Here is an 18,997-nt window from a genome sequence, read left to right as displayed (position 1 = left end):
TGGCCCGGTCCTTTTTTTTATACCCCCCCGCCTTGGGGGTGCGGTTCACCCCGCGGCGCCGGGGCCCCGCCCGGGGGGGGGGCGCCGCGCCCGCCCCCCCCCCCACGCCGGGCGGATCACTTCACGCGCCCGTACCAGACGCTCTTGGTCCAGATCTTCTGGAGCCGCACCACGTCCCCGCTCTTCGGGGAGTGCCAGAGCTTGTTCTTACCCGCGTAGATGCCGACGTGGTACACGTTGCTGCCCGAGTGGAAGAACACCAGGTCTCCCGCCTTGCGGTTCTTGGCGGAGATGTGGCGGGTCTTGTTGTACTGCTGGGCAGCCGTGCGGGGGAGCTTCTTGCCGGCCTTCTTGAACGAGTAGAGCGTGAGCCCGGAGCAGTCGAACCGGTGCGGACCGGTGGCCCCGTACTTGTAGGGTGCACCCTTCTTCGAGGCCGCTATCTGGAGTGCCTTGGTCGCCGGCGTGGCCGCCGCGGCGTCGGAGGCGAAGCCGGGTGCCACGATCGAGCCGCCCACCGCGGCGATGGTGAGCGCCGAGGCGGTGCCGGCCCGGGCCATGAGCGACGGGACACGATTGAGCGCAGTCATGCGCAACCCTTCGTCAGCCGCCTGTGAAGGATGACCTGTCGGATTCGGGCTGACAAAGTTGCCCGGCCGCTGACGCGGCTTCACCCCAAGGGCTGCTCGGGTCCGGTCATGGCGTGACCGTCCCGGCGACCCGTCGTGCTTGGGTCCTCCACTCCTGCCGATCCACTCCTGTCGACCGGTCATCCGGGCGGCGGCAGGACTCGGCGTCCGCCCGGATCGCCCCGCCACAGCGGCGGGGGCTTGTCGTCAGACAGGGATCTTGGCGCATGCGTGTCCGGATTTCCCAACGGAACCGGGGATTTGTGTTGTTACTCACCACTCACCCGTTCGGGTGGACGCGTGTGCGTTCGCACCGCTGTCCACGGGTTCGCGGACCGCCGGACCAGCGGCGGAATGCCTCATTCCGCCCGGTGTCCACGCGCGTTGCGCAACCGGAAGGGTCCGGAAATCGGTCTCCCGCCTACGCCGAACAGGGGTACGTCTTTTGGTCCGTTTCAACTCACCTCCCGACGCTCCGTCGACGGGGCGGGCGAGCGGGTCGGCGATTCCGCGTCAACTGACGGACTCCGGGGGCAGGGTGAGCCGGGCGGTGCGCCGCTCGCCGTCCAGCACCCGCAGCGCCCGGGCCAGGGTCTGCGCGTGGAGCTCCGTCTCGCCCCGCTGGTGCATCAGGGCGAGTGCGTCACGCAGCGCGGTCGCCTTGCCGACCAGGGCCTGGGCGGCGCGCAGTCCGCGGTAGGTGTCGCCGTCCTGGGCGGGGTTGATACGGCCGAGCAGGTCGACGACCTCGAGGTAACGGTCGATCAGCTCCGCCTCGGCGCGCGTCAGGGCGGGCAGGGGCGGCAGTTCGGGCGGGAGCACCTGGCCTCACCGACCGGTCGGCGGGGCCAGGGTGGCCGTGCGGCTGGGGATGATCCCGTCGATCAGGCCGTATTCCACCGCCTCCTGGGCGGTGAGGATCTTGTCCCGCTCGATGTCCGCGCTCACCTGCTCCCGGGTGCGGCCCGTGTGCAGCGCGAGCATCTCCTCCATCCGGCTCCGGACGCGCGTCAACTCCTCGGCCTGGATCGCCAGATCACTGGCCTGCCCCCGGACCGGCTCGGGCAGCGCGGGCTGATGGATCACCAAGCGGGCGTCGGGCAGCGCGAATCGCTTGCCGGGCGTGCCGGCGGCCAGCAGCAACGAGGCGGCGGCACCGGCCTGGCCCAGGCAGATCGTCTCCACGTCACAGGTCAGGTACCGCACGGTGTCGTACAGGGCAGTCATCGCGTGGAAGGTGCCGCCGGGGGAGTTGATGTAGAGCGAGATGTCGCGCTCCGGGGCCTGGTGCTCCAGGTGCATGAACTGGGCCATGACGTCGTTCGCCGAGGTCTCGTCCACCGGCGCCCCGAGGAAGACGATCCGCTCCTCCATGAGCTTCGAGTACGGATCCATCGTCCGTTGCCCGGAGCCCGTGCGTTCGGTGAACTCGGGCAGCACGTAGCGGGCGGACGGTCGGGTCATGACGAATCCCTCCTCGCGGCAGAGCCGTCTCCGGCGGCGGCTCATCTGTAAAAAATGTACAGGACGTACGTCGCGATAGGATGGGGGCATGGCCTACGAGATTCCGGTGACGCAAGCCAGGGCTGAGCTCGCCGACCTGATCAACCGCGTGGTGTACGCCGGCGAACGCGTCGTCGTCACCCGGCACGGCAAGCCTCTCGTCGCCCTCGTCTCGGCCGATGACCTGCGGCGACTCGAAGAGACCCAGGAGCTCGCGGAGGTCGCGGAGGAGCAGGTGGTCAGCGCGGTCTCCACGGTCCGCGAGGTCGCTTCCGCCCCTGGCGAACCCCAGCGGTTCGGCATCGCGGCGGAGCACCGCAGGGCCGGGCCGGCCTAGGCGGTTTCGTAGGGATCAGTGGGACGTGGATCTGGGCATGCCGGTCACGCTGCGGTTGCTGCTCCTGCGCCCACCGCGTTACCTGGAACGGGCGGAGCGAGGCTCACGGAGCGCGAGGAGCAGTGATGATCACGCAAGAGCAGGTCGATCGAATTCTCCGGCTGGACGGGAACGGACTTCCGCTCGTCTCGCTCTACATCCCCGCGGAACCGGACAGGACGGGCCGCCGCGCGTTCCTGACCCGGGTGGCGAGCCTGCTGGACCGCATCCGGCCCCTCGCGGAGGATCGCTCACTTGAGCACGCCGCGCGGCTCTCGCTCCGCGACGACATCGCGAAGATCGGGAAAGCGCTCGAGGAGGAGCCCCACAGACCGGGCACTGTCGCCGTCTTCTCCTGCAGCGGCAACGGCGTCTACGAGCAGGTGTGGCTGCCGCGAACCACTCGTGAACGCCTCGTGGTGGACGCCGATCCGTACGTCCGTCCGATGCTGGGCGTGCTCGACGAGTATTACCGCACCTGCGCGGTCATCGTGGACAAGGGGACGGGCGAGGTCTGGGAGCACTACATCGACGACGCCCGGGAGCTGGAAACGATCCGCGACCGTACGCTGCGCAAGCCCAACTACGCCGCGGGGCTCGCCGAAAACCGGGTCCGCAACAAGGCCGACGAGCTCAGCAAACGGCACTACCGGCGGCTCATCGGCGAGCTGAAGCAGCTGTTCGGGACCGGGCGCTTCGACCTGCTCGTCATCGGCGGCCACTCTTTCGAGGTACCGGCCTTCATCGAATTTCTCCCGCGCGAACTGCGGGACCGGCTCATCGGCAGCTTCACCGTCGACCGCGAGACCGCCACGCCCGAGGACATCAAGCAGAAGGTGCAGGAGCTCGTCTCCGACCACGCACACCAGGAGCAGAGGGAGCTCGTCGGCGAGATCCTGGAAGCCAAGGCGGCCCGGCTGCCCTGCGCCGTCGGGCTCGACGAGACGCTGTGGGCGGCCTCGCTGGCCGCGATCCGGACGCTGGCGGTGGACGAGGAGGCGGTTGCTCCAGGCGTCGTCTGCGACCGGGACGGGCTGCTTGCGCGCTCGGGAGAGACCTGCCCGCTCTGCGGGGAGCCGCTGCGCGAGGTCCCCGACGTCATCGACGAACTGACCCAGAGCGTCATCGACGACGGCGGCGACGTCCGGCACATCGAGCCGGAGACGGAACTTCGCGCGCACCGGGCCGGGGCACTGCTGCGCTTCGAACTTCCCCCGCAGTAGGCCGGCGCGAGATGGTCCGCCGAATCCTTTGACCACCTCGCACAACAGGAGTAATCATTGCAAATAGGACCGGTCAACCGCGACAGGGCTCCCTCGCGGAGTACCTGTCGGGCACCGGCCAGGTCCCCGGCGAGTTCTGAGATACGAGTAGTGGGTTGATCGGAAATTTCCGGGGACCGTCTGTGTGCGCATGCCCTTGGGCCCGGATCGACGCCCCGGGCCCCCTCGAAGATGACCTGCACCCGTGGTGGTGGGCGGCTAGGACCGGACCGACGGAAAGACCGTGCGCCCCCGTCCGCTACGGCGGGGACGCACGGTCCACTTCTTGGCCCCTCCGGGTCGTGCGCGTGGCGGTCAGGCCACCGCCGAGAGTTCCCGCCGCTCGGCCGCGGGTCCACCGCCCGTCTTCCGGGCCCGGAGCGAGCTGCCGAGCAGTACGGCGCCCAGGCCGAGAGCCGCCCACCAGGCCAGGGTGAGGGCCGGTCCGGTCGCCGCCGCGCCGTCGAAGTACGACACCGAGCGCAGCAGCGTCGTCCCCGCGCCCGGCGGGAGCCACTGGCCGATCGCGCCGGCCGGCTCCGGCAGCATCTGCGGGGCCGACGTGGCGCCGGAGAAGGGGTTGCCGATCAGCATCACCAGGGCGGCCCCGATGCCCGTGCCGGCGGAGCCGACGAGGGCGGCGAGCCCGGCGACGGCACCGCTGACGGCCAGCGTGGACAGGGCGAGCACGCCGGCCTCCGTCCACCAGGCGCCGCCGAGTGCCCCGAGCCAGCTGTGCGCGATCCCCGCCGCGACCACACCCACCAGGGCGGACGCGCCGAGCAGCGCGAGCACGGCACGGCGTCCGCGCAGCCCCAGCAGGGTGACCACCGCGCCGGCCGCGATGCCGGCCAGGGCGAGGGGCAGCACGGCGGCGTTCAGCACCGCGCCGCGCGGATCGCCGGACGGCGTGGGCACGACGTCGACCGTCCGCACCTGGGTGCCCTCCATGGCGGACTGCCGGCCCACGGCCTGCTGCAGGAACTGAGCGACGGCCGGGCCGGCCGCGGACGCGGTGAGCAGTTCCGGCCCCTCGGGGGTGACCACGAGCGCGCCGTACACGCTCCGGTCCTCGATGGCGTCCCGGGCGGCTGCCTCGTCGGCGTAGCGGTGGATCTCGAAGGCGCCCTCGTGCCGCTCCAGCTGTCGCTCGACCTGGGTCACCGCGGAGGGCGGTCCGGCCACGCCCAGGGGCAGGTCGCGGGGTGCGATGCGGGAGGCGGGCCAGGCGAAGGCCCACAGGGCGAGGGCTGCCAGGACGGGCACGAGGACGACGACCGCGATCACACGGCGGTTGCGGGAAGGCATGAGGGTCTCCTGAGGAGAGCGGAACCGGGCGGCGGGGCCGGGAAACGGGTCCCGGGCCACTAAAGAGAAGGATCGTTCGTTTTTCTCTGCCTTCACCGTGCTCCGGTCGCGGCGTCTTGTCAAGAATGAATATTCGTTTTACTTTGGGGATCATGGCTCGCGTGTCCCAGCAACATCTCGACGCCCGCCGCCGCCAGATCCTCGACGGCGCCGCGCTCTGCTTCGCCCGCAACGGCTTCCACGCCACGTCCATGCAGGACGTGCTGAAGGAGGTCGACCTCTCCGCGGGGGCGGTGTACCGCTACTTCAGCGGCAAGGAGGAGCTGATCGGCGCGATCGTCGCCGAGACCCTCGGTTCCGTGCGCGAGGCCTTCGAGGAGGCGGCGCGGCAGAGTCCGCCCCCGCCGCCGGACGAACTCGTCGCCTCGGTTCTCGGCAGGACGCTCGCAGCCCGTGAGTCCCTGGTCGTGGACGGCCGGCCCGCCTTTCCCCGGCTCGTCATCCAGGTGTGGACGGAGACCCTGCGCAACGAGGAGCTGGCGGCCCTCCTGCAGGAGGGCTACGGCTCGGTCCGCGCGGCCTGGGGGAGGATCGTCGAGGGCTATCAGGAGGCGGGCATGATGCGGGCGGACGTCGCCCCGGACCACGTGGCCCGCACGATGATCGCCTGCGTGCTCGGGTTCATCGCGCAGCAGTCCCTCTTCGGACCCGCCCCGGTCGAGGTCCTTCAGGACGGCCTGCGGGCCCTCACGGGCATGCGGGGCGAGGGCACCGGAGGATCACAGCTCGGTTAACGTGCCCGAAACGCGGTCCAATTAGCCTGCCGATCCGCGCCACCTGGCACTTTGCCCCGTGGCCGCGGCAACCGGCCCCGCACGGCCCGGAGTGACGACTGTGAGGTGGAACGTGCAGCTGACCCCGCACGAGCAAGAACGACTGCTGATCCACGTGGCGGCGGACGTGGCCGAGAAGCGCCGGGCCCGCGGGCTGAAGCTCAATCACCCCGAGGCGGTCGCGCTCATCACCTCGCACATCCTCGAGGGCGCCCGGGACGGCCGCACCGTCGCCGACCTCATGGCCTCCGGACGCAAGATCCTGACCAGGGACGACGTCATGGAGGGCATCCCGGAGATGATCCACGACGTCCAGGTCGAAGCCACCTTCCCGGACGGCACCAAGCTCGTCACCGTCCACGAGCCGATCGTCTGACGGGAGACCGCCGTGATTCCCGGAGAGATCCTCTTCGCCGAGGACCCGATTGCCTACAACGAGGGCCGAGAAGTCACCCGGCTCACCGTCCTGAACGCCGCCGACCGGCCCGTGCAGGTCGGCTCCCACTACCACTTCGCCGAGGCCAACCCCGGCCTGGAGTTCGACCGCGCCGCCGCGCGCGGCAAGCGGCTGAACGTCGCCGCCGGCACCGCCGTGCGCTTCGAACCCGGGATCCCCGTGGACGTGGAGCTCGTTCCGCTGGCCGGGGCCCGTGTGGTGCCCGGACTGCGCGGGGAGACCGGAGGTGCCCTCGATGCCTGAGATCTCGCGTGCCGCGTACGCCGACCTGTTCGGCCCCACGACCGGTGACCGGATTCGGCTCGCCGACACCGACCTGCTGGTCGAGATCGAGGAGGACCGCTCCGGCGGCCCCGGACTCGCCGGTGACGAGGCCGTGTTCGGCGGCGGCAAGGTCATCCGCGAGTCCATGGGCCAGGCCCGCGCCACCCGCGCGGAGGGCACTGCGGACACCGTCGTCACCGGTGCGGTGATCATCGACCACTGGGGGATCGTCAAAGCCGACGTGGGCATCCGCGACGGCCGGATCACCGGCATCGGCAAGGCCGGCAACCCCGACACCATGGACGGCGTCCACCCCGACCTGGTCATCGGCCCGGAGACCGAGATCATCGCCGGCAACGGGCGCATCCTCACGGCCGGTGCGATCGACGCGCACGTCCACTTCATCTGCCCGCAGATCGCCGACGAGGCGCTCTCCTCGGGCATCACGACCCTCGTCGGCGGCGGCACGGGCCCCGCGGAGGGCTCCAAGGCCACCACCGTGACGCCCGGTCCCTGGCATCTCGCCCGGATGCTGGAGGCGATGGAGGCCCACCCGCTCAACATCGGCCTGCTCGGCAAGGGCAACACCGTCTCCCACGAAGCGATGCTGTCGCAGATCCGCGGGGGCGCCCTCGGCCTGAAGCTGCACGAGGACTGGGGATCCACCCCGGCGGTCATCGACGCCTCGCTGACCGTCGCCGAGCGGACCGGCATCCAGATCGCCATCCACACCGACACTCTCAACGAGGCCGGATTCGTGGGCGACACCCTGGCTGCCATCGCCGGCCGGGGCATCCACGCGTACCACACCGAGGGCGCGGGCGGCGGGCACGCGCCGGACATCATGACCGTGGTCTCCGAGTCGTACGTGCTGCCGAGCTCCACCAACCCGACCCGGCCCTTCACCGTCAACACCGCCGAGGAACACCTCGACATGCTGATGGTGTGCCACCACCTCAACCCGGCCGTGCCGGAGGACCTGGCCTTCGCCGAGTCCCGCATCCGGCCGTCCACGATCGGGGCGGAGGACGTGCTGCACGACCTGGGCGCCATCTCGATCATCTCCTCCGACTCCCAGGCCATGGGACGCGTCGGCGAGGTCGTCATGCGGACCTGGCAGACCGCCCACGTCATGAAGCGGCGGCGGGGCGCACTGCCCGGCGACGGCCGGGCCGACAACCGGCGAGTCCGTCGCTATGTCGCCAAGTACACGATCAACCCCGCGCTCGCCCAGGGCCTGGCCCGGCACGTGGGGTCGGTGGAGAGCGGCAAGCTGGCCGACCTGGTCCTCTGGGAACCGGCGTTCTTCGGCGTCAAGCCGCAACTCGTCATCAAGGGCGGGCAGATCGCCTACGCGCAGATGGGCGACGCGAACGCCTCGATCCCCACTCCGCAGCCGATCCTGCCGCGCCCGATGTACGGCGCGATCGGGCGGGCCCCGGCCTCCAACTCCCTCAACTTCGTCGCCCCCCTGGCCGTCGAGGCCGGGCTGCCGGAGAGGCTGGGGCTCGGGAAGCGGTTCGCGGCGATCGAGTCGACGCGCGGGGTCACCAAGGCCGACATGCGCGAGAACGACGCGCGGCCCGAGGTGCGGGTCGATCCCGACAGCTTCGCCGTGTACATCGACGGGGAGCTGGTCGAGGCGACACCCGCAGCCGAACTTCCGCTGGCTCAGCGCTACTTCCTGTTCTGAGGGTGGTCCGATGTCGCGTGCAGCGCTGCTCGTCCTGGCCGACGGACGGTTTCCCGCGGGGGGCCATGCGCACTCCGGTGGCGCCGAGGCGGCGGTGAAGGCCGGGCGGATCAGTGGGGCGGCGAGCCTGGAGGCGTTCTGCCGGGGGCGGTTGCACACGGCCGGGCTGGTGGCGGCCGGCCTCGCGGCGGCGGCCGCCCTCGGGATCGACCCCGTCGCCCTCGACCGTGCCGCGGACGCCCGTACGCCGTCGCCCGCCCTGCGGGTCGCCGCGCGCAAACTGGGGCGGCAGCTGCTGCGGGCCGCCCGCGCGACCTGGCCGTCCGCCGAACTGGACGCACTCGGCAGGCAGTTCCCCAAGGGGGCCCATCAGCCGGTGGTGCTCGGACTGGCGGCGCGGGCGGCGGGGCTCGGGCCGCGGGACGCGGCGTACTGCGCGGCGTACGAGAACGTGAGCGGGCCCGCCTCGGCGACCGTGCGGTTGCTGAGCCTCGACCCCTTCGACGCGACCGGGGTGCTGGCCCGGCTGGCGCCCGAGGTGGACCGGGTCGTGGACCGCGCGGTGGAGGCGGCACGTCTGAGCGTGGACGGCGGCGTCGACGCCCTGCCCGCCGCGTCGGCGCCCCTGCTGGAGATCGGAGCGGAGGCGCACGCGGGGTGGCCTGTCCGGCTGTTCGCCTCATAACCGCCCTCCGGGCCCCGTGCAGATCAACTCCCCAAGGGGTGCGGGGACTTGCGTGACCCGGCCCCCACCCACCCGCACTCCGACACCAGCGCACACCACCCCGAAGGAGCCGCACATGCACCTCGACCACAACCACGACGGCCCCGCCACCGTGAGCGCGGACGCCCACCGCCCCGACGGCACCCGCAGAGCACTCCGCATCGGGCTCGGCGGCCCCGTCGGGTCCGGCAAGACCGCCACCGTCGCCGCGCTCTGCCGCATGCTGAGGGACGAACTGTCGCTCGCCGTCGTCACCAACGACATCTACACGCGAGAGGACGCCGAGTTCCTGCTCCGCGAGGCCGTGCTGCCGCCCGAGCGGATCACGGCCGTGGAGACCGGCGCCTGCCCGCACACCGCGATCCGGGACGACATCTCCGCCAACCTGGAGGCGGTGGAGGACCTGGAGGACGCGGCCGGGCCGCTGGACCTGGTGCTCGTGGAGTCCGGCGGGGACAACCTCACCGCGACCTTCTCCAAGGGGCTCGTCGACGCGCAGATCTTCGTCATCGACGTGGCCGGGGGCGACGACATCCCGCGCAAGGGCGGGCCGGGCGTGACCACCGCCGACCTGCTCGTCGTCAACAAGACCGACCTCGCCCCGTACGTCGGCTCCGACCTGGCCCGGATGGCGGCCGACGCCAAGGCGCAACGGGCCGAACTGCCGGTGGTCTTCCAGTCGCTGCGCAGCGAGGCCGGGGTGGCGGACGTCGCCGCGTGGGTGCGGTCGCGGCTCGCCGAGTGGACCGCGTGAGCGTGCGTGCCGGAGCCGGAGCCGGACCCGGAGCCGGACCCGGAGCCGGACCCGGAGCCGGACCCGGAGCCGGACCCGGAGCCGGTGCCGGTCCGCTCCGAGCCGGTGCCGGTGCCGTGGCCGGGGTGCGGTCCGTCGCGCGGATCGTCGCCCGGGACGACGGGCGGGGCGGGACCTGTCTGCCCGTGCTGGAGAGCGACGGGCCCCTGGCGCTGCGACGCACCCGGGCCGCCGGCACCGGGGCGCGGGTCATGCTGGTCGGCGCGATGAGCGGGCCGCTCGGCGGTGACCACTTCACCGTGGAGGGCCGGGTGGAGGAGGGCGCGCGCCTGTCCGTCGGGTCGGCCGCGGCCACCATCGCCCTGCCCGGACAGTCCAAGGGCGACGCGCGCTACGACGTCCGCCTCACCGTTGCCGGCCAGGGCGAACTGCACTGGCTGCCGGAGCAGTTGATCTCCGCCCGGGGCAGTGATCTGAAGGTCGACACCCGCGTGGAACTCGCCGCCACGGCCCGGCTCGTGCTGCGCGAGGAGCAGGTGCTCGGGCGCGTCGGTGAGGAACCAGGCCGCCTCACGAGCCGTCTGACCGTCCGGGTCGCCGGACAGGCCGTGCTCGACCAGGAACTGGCCTGCGGGCCCGGCGCCCCGGGCGGCTGGGACGGCCCCGCCGTACTGGCCGGGCATCGTGCGGTCGGGCAACTGGTCGTGGTGCGACCGGAGTTCGCCGCCGAGCCGGTGACGGCCGCGGTGCTGGGGGAGGGGGCCTCGCTGGTGCCGCTCGCCGGGCCCGCCGCGCTGGTGACCGCGGTGGCGCCGGACGCCCTCCGGTTGCGCCGGCTGCTCGACGAGGCCCTCGCGTCGCTCCAGCGGGCGTAGGTCGCGGAGTTCCGTCCCCAGCCCCCTGGGCGTCCGTAGAGCAGAACCGCCTCTCCGTTTATCGGATTGGCAAAGAAGGGCGCCCGGCCCTTTTGTCAGGGACCTCACAACCGGGAGGATCGCCCGTACTGATCTCGACGAGGTACGGGGAGGTCCCCCTTGAGGGGTTCGAGACCGAAGAGGCGGGTGGCGGTGCTCGGTTCGGCCGGCGCGCTCGTCACCGCCACGCTGATAGCCGGCGCCGTCGCGGCGCCCACCGCGAACGCGAGTGCCGGCGCGGGCAGCGGCCACGGCCGGGACCGCGAGGCCCGGGGCACCGCGATCGCCGCCGCCCGGGCCGCGAAGGCCGGCATCGACTGGCAGGACTGCCCGGCCGACTGGAACCTGGCCAAGCCGATCCAGTGCGGGTACGTCACCGTGCCGCTCGACTACGCCAGGCCCCACGGCAAGCAGATCAAGCTCGCCGTCGACCGCATCGGCAACACGGGCACCCAGGCCGAGCGGCAGGGCGCGCTCCTGTACAACCCCGGTGGCCCCGGCGGCTCCGGGCTTCGCTTCCCGGCCCGGGTCACCAACAAGAACGCCGTCTGGGCCAACGTGGCCAAGGCCTATGACTTCGTGGGCTTCGACCCGCGCGGCGTCGGCAAGTCCACGCCCATCTCCTGCGTCGATCCGCAGGAGTTCGTCAAGGCTCCCAAGGCCGACCCGGTGCCCGACTCCGAGGCCGACAAGCTCGCCCAGCGCAAGCTGGCCCGCGAGTACGCCGAGGGCTGCCAGGAGCGCAGCGGCGCCATGCTGCCGCACATGACCACGCTGAACACCGCGCGCGACCTCGACGTCATCCGCGCGGCCCTCGGCGAGAAGAAGCTGAACTTCCTCGGCGTCTCCTACGGCACCTACCTGGGCGCCGTCTACGGCACCCTCTTCCCGGGCCACGTGCGCCGCATGGTCGTCGACAGCGTCGTCGACCCCTCCCGGGAGAACATCTGGTACCAGGCCAACCTGAACCAGGACGTCGCGTTCGAGGGCCGCTGGAAGGACTGGCAGGACTGGGTCGCCGCGAACGACGCGACCTACCACCTCGGCACCACCCGCGCCGCCGTCCAGGCGAAGTGGCTGGAGCTGCGGGCCACCGCGAAGAAGAACCCCCTCGGCGGGGTCGTCGGCCCGGCCGAGCTCATCTCCTTCTTCCAGAGTGCCCCGTACTACGACTCCGCCTGGGCGTCCACCGCCTCGGTCTTCAGCAAGTACGTCGCCGGCGACACCCAGGCGCTCGTCGACGCCGCCGCCCCGGACCTGTCCGACACGGCGGGCAACGCGGCCTCGGAGAACAGCAACGCCGTCTACACGGCCGTGGAGTGCGCTGACGCCCCCTGGCCCACCAACTGGCGCACGTGGGACCGGGACAACACCCGGCTGCACCGCGACCACCCGTTCATGACCTGGGCCAACGCCTGGATGAACCTGCCGTGCGCCACCTGGCCGACCAAGCGTCAGACGCCGCTGCACGTCAAGACCGGCAAGGGTCTGCCCGGCGTGCTCATCGTCCAGTCCGAGCGGGACGCGGCCACCCCGTACGAGGGCGCCGTGGAGCTGCACAAGCGGTTCAAGGGCTCCCGTCTGATCACCGAGAAGGACGCGGGCTCCCACGGCGTCACCAGCCTGGTGAACCCGTGCATCAACCCGCGGGTGGACAGCTACCTGCTCACCGGCAAGCTGGACGGTGCCGACGTGACGTGCGCACCGCACGCCACGCCGAAGCCGTAGCCGTCGTCCGACGGGGGTGAGGGGCGGCCGGGACACCGGCCGCCCCTCACCTATGTCCGGCGGGCCGCGAACCAGGCGTCCTCCGCCGCGTAGTCGAAGAGGTCCGGGTAGGCGCGGGCCAGGGTCGGGAACGCCTCCCGCCAGTGCTGCTCGGACAGCCGGCGGGTGAGCCACTCGACCGTCTCCGGCAGGCTGTCCCGGTAGGTCACCACCGGCCGGTAGCCGAGCTCCCGTTCCGCGGCGGTCATGTCGCACACCACCGGCGACTCCACCGACCAGGGCGTCGCGCCCACGGACGCCGACGCCGGCCCGTCCAGGAGCACGGTCCGCGTCTCCACCCCCATGACCGCGTCCACGGCCGCCCCGATCTCCGCCACGGTCGGCGGCCGCGGATCGCAGGCGTTGAGGACCCGCGAGCCCGGCCGGGCCGCCGCCAGCCGGATCAGTTCGGCGACGTTGCGGGCGGCCGAGGTGTGGAAGAGGCTCCCGCCGCGGAAGGCGAGGACCCGCCCGCGCCGGCCGTCGAGGTTGCGCTTGACGAAGAACAGCTCGCGGGGGAGCGGGCTGTGCGGCCCGTGGACCGCGCCCGGGCGCAGCACGGTCGTGGGCAACCGGTCTGCCGCCGCGAGCAGTTCGCGTTCCAGCGCCGCCTTGCGGGTGCCGTACGTGGTGTCGCCGGGCGGGACCGTCGCCTGGTCCTCCGTGATCGGCACGGGGTACCGCGGGAGCCCGTCCGGCTCGCTCATGGTGTCGAAGCCACGGCCGGTGCCGTCGTCGTACACCGCCACCGTCGACAGCACCACGGCCGCCCCGATCCGGTCGGCCAGGTCCGTCAGCTGCCGTGCGTGCCGGGCCGAGTAGGCGACCAGGTCGACCACGAGGTCGCAGCCGTCGCCGATCAGCCCGGCGAGCGCCGTGTCGTCCTCGCGGTCCAGCCGCCGCGTCCGCACCCCGCCGGGCCCGCCCTCGTCCGGGCCGCCGCCGCGCGAGAGGGCCGTCACGTCCCAGCCGTCCTTCGCCAGGGCCTGAACCGCCGGTCGCCCGATCTGTCCGCCCGCCCCGATCACCACAGCACGTCTCATGCCGTGACCGTAGATCGCCGGGGGACCGGGCGGGAACGGTCCTCTGCCGACAGCAGAGCTCAACCGAGGGGCATGCGCCGGAACTTCCGCTCCTTGGTGGCGGCCTCCTCGGCCTTGACCACGGCCGCGTACCGGTCGACGTACTCCTGCTCGGAGAGGGAGAGGATCGCGTACATGATCTCGTCGGTGATGGCGCGCAGGACGGCCTTCTCGTTCTCCATGCCCTCGTAGCGGGAGAAGTCGAGGGGCTCGCCGAAGCGGATCGCCACGGGGCGGATGTGGGGGATGACCTTGCCGGGCGGCTGGGCCTCGAAGGTGCCGATCATCGCGCAGGGGATCACCGGGACGCCGGCCTTGAGGGCCATCACGGCCACCCCGACCTTGCCCTTGTAGAGCCGGCCGTCGTGCGAGCGGGTGCCCTCCGGGTAGATGCCGAGCAGCTCGTCCTTGGCCAGCACGCCGAGGCCCTCGCGGATGGCGGCCTGGCCCGCCTCCTTGCCGGAGCGGTCGACCGGGATCTGCCCCGCGCTGCGGAAGAAGAAGGCCGTCAGTCTGCCCTTGATGCCCGGACCCGTGAAGTACTCGGCTTTGGCGAGGAAGGTGATGCGCCGTTTGAGGATCGCGGGCATCAGGAAGTGGTCCGAGAACGACAGGTGATTGCCGGCGATGATGGCGGCGCCCTCCGCGGGCACGTGCTCCAGGCCCTCTATTCGAGGCCGGAAGACCAGTCGCAGCAGCGGGCCCAGTAGCACGTATTTCAGCAGGTAGTAGAACAAAGCGGGCGCTCCTCGACTCTCGCGGTGGACTCAGCCGCCGCGTTCCAGCAGGTCAACCGGCATGTCGTGGGGTGCCAGTGTAGGTGCAGGCACGTCCACCGGGCACCTCGTGCGGGCGGACCGCACAGATCCTTCGCCTTTTGACTGATGGTCAGTCAGACGGGTGCATCCGGTGGTGCACATGCGGTTGGGGAGGACCGCGGGACCAGCGTGCTGCGCCATCCGGGTGGCGGGCAAGCCGAACGGGTGGCCTGGCGCGATACCGGGGGTGCGTGGCGGGACGGTGGCTCTTGCCGACGGGCGGTGGCTGTGCGCCGGTGGCCCGGGCCGCCCCGCGCCCCGGCGAGTACCCTGCCAGGCATGCGGATCTCTGTTTCCTCGGACATGGACGAACCCGTCGCCCGCTCCCTGGTGGCCGCCCTGCGCGAGCGGGGCCACGAGGTACGCCTCCACGGCGCCCTGCGCCCCGGGGACGATCCGCAGTGGGCGGTGTGCTCCGAGGCCGCGGCCCGTGAGGTCGCCGAGGGCGCGGCGGACCAGGCGGTGGTGTGCTGCTGGACCGGCACGGGCGCCTCGATCGCGGCGAACAAGGTGCCCGGCGCCCGGGCGGCCCTGTGCACGGACGCCTACACGGCCGACGGGGCGCGCCGCTGGAACGACGCGAACGTGCTCGCGCTCAGCCTGCGTCTGACCTCGCAGCCGCTGCTGGAAGAGATCCTGGACGCCTGGTTCGCCGGAGAGCCCAGCGCGGACGCCGAGGACCGGCAGAACGTCGACCGGGTCCGGCTGCTCGACCACGGCAAGGCCCGGATGTAGTCACAGGCGCACGATGATCAGCGCGGTGTCGTCGGTGGCGCCCCCCGGTGGCAGCAGCTCCGCCAGTACGGTGTCGGCGAGCGTCTCGGGGTCCTGGTCCCGATGATCGCGCAGGGCGTCCGCGAGCCGGTACAGGCCTGTGTCGATGTCCTCGTGGCGCCGCTCGATCAGGCCGTCGGTGTAGAGCACGAGCGTGGCACCCGGCGCGTACCCGGTCTCCGCCTGGGGTCTCGGGATCGGGTCCGGGCGGGCGTCGAGCGGGGTGTCCGTGGCACGGTCGAGGAACTCCGTGCGGCCGTCGGCGTGGACGAGCACGGGCGGGGGATGTCCGGCGCTGCTGTAGGTGATGACATGGCGGTCGCAGTCGATGAAGGTCGTGGCGGCGGTCGCCGACTCGGCCCCGTCGATGACGTGGGCGTAGCGCCCCAGCACGTCCAGGGCCTGGGCCGGCCCGTCGGCGACCCGGGAGGCGGCGCTGAGCGCGCTGCGCAACTGCCCCATCACCCCGGCGGCCTCCAGCCCGTGCCCGACCACGTCGCCCACGGCCACGCCGATCCGGTCGCCGCCCACCAGATCGACCAGGTCGTACCAGTCGCCGCACACGTTGAGCGCGCCCACGGCCGGCCGGTACCGGACGGCGGCCCGGTGGTGGCGGACCTGCCGGGGTGCGGGGAGCATCGCCTCCTGGAGCGCCAGTGCCACCTCCCGCTCCCTGGAGTGCGCCTGGCGCAGCCGCTCGTTGAGCTCCTGCAGCTCCCGGGCGCGGGTGTACAGCTCGGCCTCCAGCACCCGCGCCCGGCCGCCCTGGTTCCCCGCCGGGTCGCCCCGGGCCCGGATCAGCTCGGTGACCTCCTCCACGCGGTGCAGGATCAGCGCGACCTTGCCGTCCGGTCCGAGCAGCGGCGCGTTCACCGGGCTCCAGTAGCGCTTGTGCCACGTGCCGGGCCGCTCGGGGTCCTCGACGTCGTAGCGCTGCAGGGCCATGGCGTCACGCTCCCCGGTGGCCAGGACGCGGTACAGCGAGGCCTCCAGGTTGCGCATGCCCGTCGCGGCCGGGTCGTTCGGATTGTCCGGGAAGACGTCGAACAGGTACTTGCCGATCAGCTGCTCGCGCGAGCGGCCGGAGACCCGGACGAACTCCTCGTTGACGTCCGCGTACACCAGGTCGGGCGTCAGGAGCGCCACCATGCCCGGCAGGGCCCGGAACACCGCGCCGTAGTCGATCGCCGTCTCCGCCATGGCTGCCGCCTCACCACCGCAGGGGTCACACCAGTTTCGCGCACGGTGCGGGAGAACCTCAACCGGGCTCGGCCGGGAAGCCGGGAAGGTCCGTCAGCGACTGCTCGGCCCAGATGACCTTTCCCTCGGGGACGAAGCGCGTCCCCCACCGCTGGGTGAGCTGGGAGACCAGCAGCAGCCCGCGCCCGCCCTCGTCCGTCGTACGGGGGTGGCGCAGATGGGGCGCGGTGGCGCCGCCGTCGAGGACCTCGCAGACCAGGGCGCGTTCCCGGATCAGCCGGAGCCGGATGGAACCGGTGGCGTACCGGATGGCGTTGGTGACGAGCTCGCTCACCACCAGCTCCGTCGTGAAGGCCAGCTCGTCCAGACCCCAGTGCGCGAGCTGCCGGGTGGCCGTGCGGCGGGCGTCGGCGACCACGGCCGGGTCCGCGGGCAGCTCCCAGGCCGCGACCTGGCCGGCGCCGAGACGTTTCGTCCGGGCCATCAGCAGCGCCACGTCGTCGTACGGGTGGGCCGGGACCAGCGCGTCCACCACGGACCGGCAGTACGACTCGAGCGGACCCGCCTGCTCCAGCGCCCGGCGCAGCCGGTCCCGGCCCGCGTCGACGGCCCACGTCTCACCCCGCGCCAGCAGCCCGTCGGTGTGCAGTGCCAGCGTGCTGCCCTCCGTCAGGGACAGCTCGACCGCCTCGAAGGGCGGGCCGCCCACCCCCAGCGGCGGCCCCTGCGGCAGTTCGACGAACGTCACCGAGCCGTCGGGCCGGACCACGGCCGGGGCGGGATGCCCCGCCGCCGCCATGGCACATCCGCCGTCGACGGGGTCGTAGATCACGTAGAGGCAGCCGGAGCCCACGGACTGCGTGCCCGGGGCACCCGCCGTCCCGGACTCCGCGCCCTCCTCCCGCGCCGAACGCGCCACCAGGTCGTCGAGGTGCGCGAGCACCTCCTCCGGCGGCAGATCCAGAGCCGCCAGGGTCCGAACGGCGGTCCGCAGCTGCCCCATGGCCGCGGCGGCGTCGATGCCGTGCCCCGGCACCTCGCCCACGACCAGCGCCACCCGGGCCCCCGACAACGGGATGAGGTCGTACCAGTCACCTCCGAGACCGGTCAGCTCGTCGGCCGGCCGGTAGCACGCGGCCACCTCGACGGCGTCCTGCTCGGGCAGCCGGTGGGGGAGCAGGCTGCGCTGCAGGACCAGCGCGGCGTCCCGCTCACGGGTGTAACGGCGGGCGTTGTCCACGCAGACGGCCGCGCGGGCGACGAGGTCCTCGGCCAGGCGCAGGTCCTCGTCGTCGAAGTGCTCCCGCTCCCGGCGCCGGTAGAAGGTCGTGATGCCCAGGGTGATGCCGCGCGAACGGATCGGCACGGTCATCACGCTGTGCAGGCCGAGCTCCAGGAACGTGGCCCGGCGGCCGCTCGGGGAGCTCGTGGTCCAGTCCCGGGTCAGCGGGTCGAGCCGCTCCGCACGCCAGGACCGCCCGGTGGCCAGACAGCGGAACGGCGGCGTACCCGCCCGGAAGGCCACCCCCTCGCCGACCTCGATGACGGCGTCCAGGAGATCCTCCTGCGCGGACCGGTAGCCGGCACGGCGCAGCTCCACCGGCTCCTCCGAGTCCTCGAGCGGCCCGGGCGCCGGCTCGCCGCCGTGCAGCACCGACTCCAGCAGGTCCACGGCTACGAAGTCGGCCAGCCCCGGCACGGCCACGTCCGCCAGTTCCTGCGCGGTGCGTGTGAGGTCGAGGCTGCGGCCGATGCTCTCGCCCGCCCGGTCGAGCAGCGCCAGCCGCTGACGCGCACGGTGCCGGTCGGTCATGTCCACGACCGTGTAGTACACGCCGATCGGATGACCCCGGTCGTCCTCGAGCCGGGTGAACGACAGCATGTGCGCCGTCTCGTGCAGCGGGGCCGAGCGCACGTGACCCACGTGTTCGTAGCCGACCACCGGCTCGCCGGTCTGAAGGACGTGCCGCATCTGCGCCTCGACCGCCTGGGCGTCCATTCCCGGCTGCACGTCTGCGAAGCGCAGCCCGAGCCGGCGTGCCGCGGGGCCGCCGCCGAACTGCTCCAGGGCGGCGTTCGACCACACGAAGCGCAGGTCCGTGTCCACGATCGCGATGCCGACCGGGGCGTTCGCCGCCATCTGTTCGAGGACGGTCCGGCTCATGCTCCAGCCGCGGGCGGAGCGGGACAGTTCCGACAGGAGCATCAGCCAGCGCTCACCGCCCTGCGCCTCCTCGGCCGAGACGACCCTGGCCGCGACCCGCACCGGCTGCCCGTTCCTGCGGCGGGCCGTCAGCAGCCCCGTCCAGCCGCCGTCCCTGCGGAACCGCTCGACCAGGTCGGGTACGCGCTCGGCGTCCTCGGCGGTCAGCAGGTCGGCCAGCTTCCTGCCGACCGCCTCGGAAGCCGGGTACGCCAGCAGCCGCCGGGCATCGCTCGTCCAGCCCGTCACCACGCCCTGTGCGTCGAGCAACAGCGGCGCCGCGTCGGCCACGTCGAACCGTTGCCGGGCAACGCCGTACACCTCGTCTGCGCCCACGGCCGACCTCTCTGTCGCTGAGAGTGGTCTACCACCTCTTGCCTCAATCTTCACCCTTACGGCCAGGAGGGGCGGCTTGTGCAGGGCCGGTCGGGGCGGC

General features: G+C 72.4%; 19 protein-coding genes and 1 riboswitch. Of the genes, 11 read left to right on the top strand and 8 right to left on the bottom strand.

All coding sequences use genetic code 11. The annotated features are described in order from the left end of the window. Positions 1-116: 116 nt before the first annotated feature. The 3 genes from ACFV20_RS06760 to ACFV20_RS06750 form a co-directional block, all read right to left on the bottom strand. Positions 117-590 (bottom strand): C40 family peptidase, encoded by a 474-nt coding sequence (locus ACFV20_RS06760; RefSeq protein ID WP_362243388.1) that lies wholly within the window; start codon positions 588-590, stop codon positions 117-119. A 3-nt stretch (positions 591-593) separates the two neighbouring features. Continuing rightward, positions 594-806, bottom strand: a riboswitch (cyclic di-AMP (ydaO/yuaA leader). 336 nt (positions 807-1,142) lie between these two features. Next, positions 1,143-1,451 (bottom strand): hypothetical protein, encoded by a 309-nt coding sequence (locus ACFV20_RS06755; RefSeq protein WP_385653172.1) that lies wholly within the window; start codon positions 1,449-1,451, stop codon positions 1,143-1,145. 6 nt (positions 1,452-1,457) lie between these two features. Then, positions 1,458-2,093 (bottom strand): ATP-dependent Clp protease proteolytic subunit, encoded by a 636-nt coding sequence (locus tag ACFV20_RS06750; protein WP_385653170.1) that lies wholly within the window; start codon positions 2,091-2,093, stop codon positions 1,458-1,460. Between the two features lie 88 nt (positions 2,094-2,181). Between ACFV20_RS06750 and ACFV20_RS06745 the strand changes: the two genes are divergently transcribed. Next, positions 2,182-2,469 (top strand): type II toxin-antitoxin system prevent-host-death family antitoxin, encoded by a 288-nt coding sequence (locus ACFV20_RS06745; RefSeq protein WP_381428773.1) that lies wholly within the window; start codon positions 2,182-2,184, stop codon positions 2,467-2,469. Positions 2,470-2,594: 125 nt separating this feature from the next. Then, positions 2,595-3,731: a hypothetical protein gene (locus tag ACFV20_RS06740; protein ID WP_385653168.1), complete on the top strand. Its 1,137-nt coding sequence runs from the start codon at positions 2,595-2,597 to the stop codon at positions 3,729-3,731. Between the two features lie 354 nt (positions 3,732-4,085). On the opposite strand, the gene ACFV20_RS06735 is transcribed toward ACFV20_RS06740, so the two are convergent. After that, positions 4,086-5,078 carry an ABC transporter permease gene (locus ACFV20_RS06735; RefSeq protein WP_385653166.1) on the bottom strand — a complete coding sequence of 331 codons (993 nt, stop codon included), beginning with the start codon at positions 5,076-5,078 and terminating at the stop codon, positions 4,086-4,088. Positions 5,079-5,230: 152 nt separating this feature from the next. On the opposite strand from ACFV20_RS06735, the gene ACFV20_RS06730 reads away from it, so the two are divergent. The 8 genes from ACFV20_RS06730 to ACFV20_RS06695 all read left to right on the top strand — a co-directional run bounded on the left by ACFV20_RS06730 (position 5,231) and on the right by ACFV20_RS06695 (position 12,445). Further along, positions 5,231-5,872 (top strand): TetR/AcrR family transcriptional regulator, encoded by a 642-nt coding sequence (locus ACFV20_RS06730; RefSeq protein ID WP_385653164.1) that lies wholly within the window; start codon positions 5,231-5,233, stop codon positions 5,870-5,872. Positions 5,873-5,984: 112 nt separating this feature from the next. Next, positions 5,985-6,287 carry an urease subunit gamma gene (locus tag ACFV20_RS06725; protein ID WP_385653162.1) on the top strand — a complete coding sequence of 101 codons (303 nt, stop codon included), beginning with the start codon at positions 5,985-5,987 and terminating at the stop codon, positions 6,285-6,287. A 12-nt stretch (positions 6,288-6,299) separates the two neighbouring features. Further along, positions 6,300-6,611 carry an urease subunit beta gene (locus ACFV20_RS06720; protein WP_053674249.1) on the top strand — a complete coding sequence of 104 codons (312 nt, stop codon included), beginning with the start codon at positions 6,300-6,302 and terminating at the stop codon, positions 6,609-6,611. Beyond that, positions 6,604-8,325: an urease subunit alpha gene (locus ACFV20_RS06715; protein ID WP_385653159.1), complete on the top strand. Its 1,722-nt coding sequence runs from the start codon at positions 6,604-6,606 to the stop codon at positions 8,323-8,325. The genes ACFV20_RS06720 and ACFV20_RS06715 overlap by 8 nt, the downstream gene beginning before the upstream one ends. Positions 8,326-8,335: 10 nt before the next feature. Beyond that, positions 8,336-9,010: an urease accessory protein UreF gene (locus ACFV20_RS06710; protein WP_385653157.1), complete on the top strand. Its 675-nt coding sequence runs from the start codon at positions 8,336-8,338 to the stop codon at positions 9,008-9,010. Positions 9,011-9,125: 115 nt separating this feature from the next. Continuing rightward, positions 9,126-9,803, top strand: coding sequence for an urease accessory protein UreG (gene ureG / locus ACFV20_RS06705; protein WP_385653155.1), 678 nt, complete (start codon positions 9,126-9,128; stop codon positions 9,801-9,803). Between the two features lie 116 nt (positions 9,804-9,919). Beyond that, on the top strand, positions 9,920-10,678 hold the full coding sequence (locus ACFV20_RS06700) for an urease accessory protein UreD (RefSeq protein WP_385653153.1): 759 nt from the start codon (positions 9,920-9,922) through the stop codon (positions 10,676-10,678). 159 nt (positions 10,679-10,837) lie between these two features. Next, entirely contained in the window at positions 10,838-12,445 is a 1,608-nt protein-coding gene (locus ACFV20_RS06695) for an alpha/beta hydrolase (protein ID WP_385653150.1), read from the top strand. 50 nt (positions 12,446-12,495) lie between these two features. Here the strand turns inward: ACFV20_RS06695 and ACFV20_RS06690 are convergent, their stop codons facing one another. Continuing rightward, entirely contained in the window at positions 12,496-13,527 is a 1,032-nt protein-coding gene (locus ACFV20_RS06690; protein ID WP_385653148.1) for an NAD-dependent epimerase/dehydratase family protein, read from the bottom strand. A gap of 59 nt (positions 13,528-13,586) precedes the next feature. Continuing rightward, positions 13,587-14,303 (bottom strand): lysophospholipid acyltransferase family protein, encoded by a 717-nt coding sequence (locus ACFV20_RS06685; RefSeq protein ID WP_385653146.1) that lies wholly within the window; start codon positions 14,301-14,303, stop codon positions 13,587-13,589. Between the two features lie 360 nt (positions 14,304-14,663). Between ACFV20_RS06685 and ACFV20_RS06680 the strand changes: the two genes are divergently transcribed. Continuing rightward, on the top strand, positions 14,664-15,119 hold the full coding sequence (locus tag ACFV20_RS06680; RefSeq protein ID WP_385653143.1) for an RpiB/LacA/LacB family sugar-phosphate isomerase: 456 nt from the start codon (positions 14,664-14,666) through the stop codon (positions 15,117-15,119). Here ACFV20_RS06680 and ACFV20_RS06675 read toward each other — a convergent pair whose 3' ends face one another. Further along, positions 15,120-16,358: a PP2C family protein-serine/threonine phosphatase gene (locus tag ACFV20_RS06675; RefSeq protein WP_385653140.1), complete on the bottom strand. Its 1,239-nt coding sequence runs from the start codon at positions 16,356-16,358 to the stop codon at positions 15,120-15,122. 58 nt (positions 16,359-16,416) lie between these two features. After that, positions 16,417-18,897 (bottom strand): SpoIIE family protein phosphatase, encoded by a 2,481-nt coding sequence (locus ACFV20_RS06670; RefSeq protein WP_385653138.1) that lies wholly within the window; start codon positions 18,895-18,897, stop codon positions 16,417-16,419. Positions 18,898-18,997 lie beyond the last annotated feature (100 nt).

The organism is Streptomyces sp. NPDC059696, assembly GCF_042733745.1.
GTDB lineage: Bacteria > Actinomycetota > Actinomycetes > Streptomycetales > Streptomycetaceae > Streptomyces.
The sequence above is the reverse complement of the archived record's forward strand: the minus strand, read 5'-3'. Positions and strand labels throughout refer to the sequence as shown.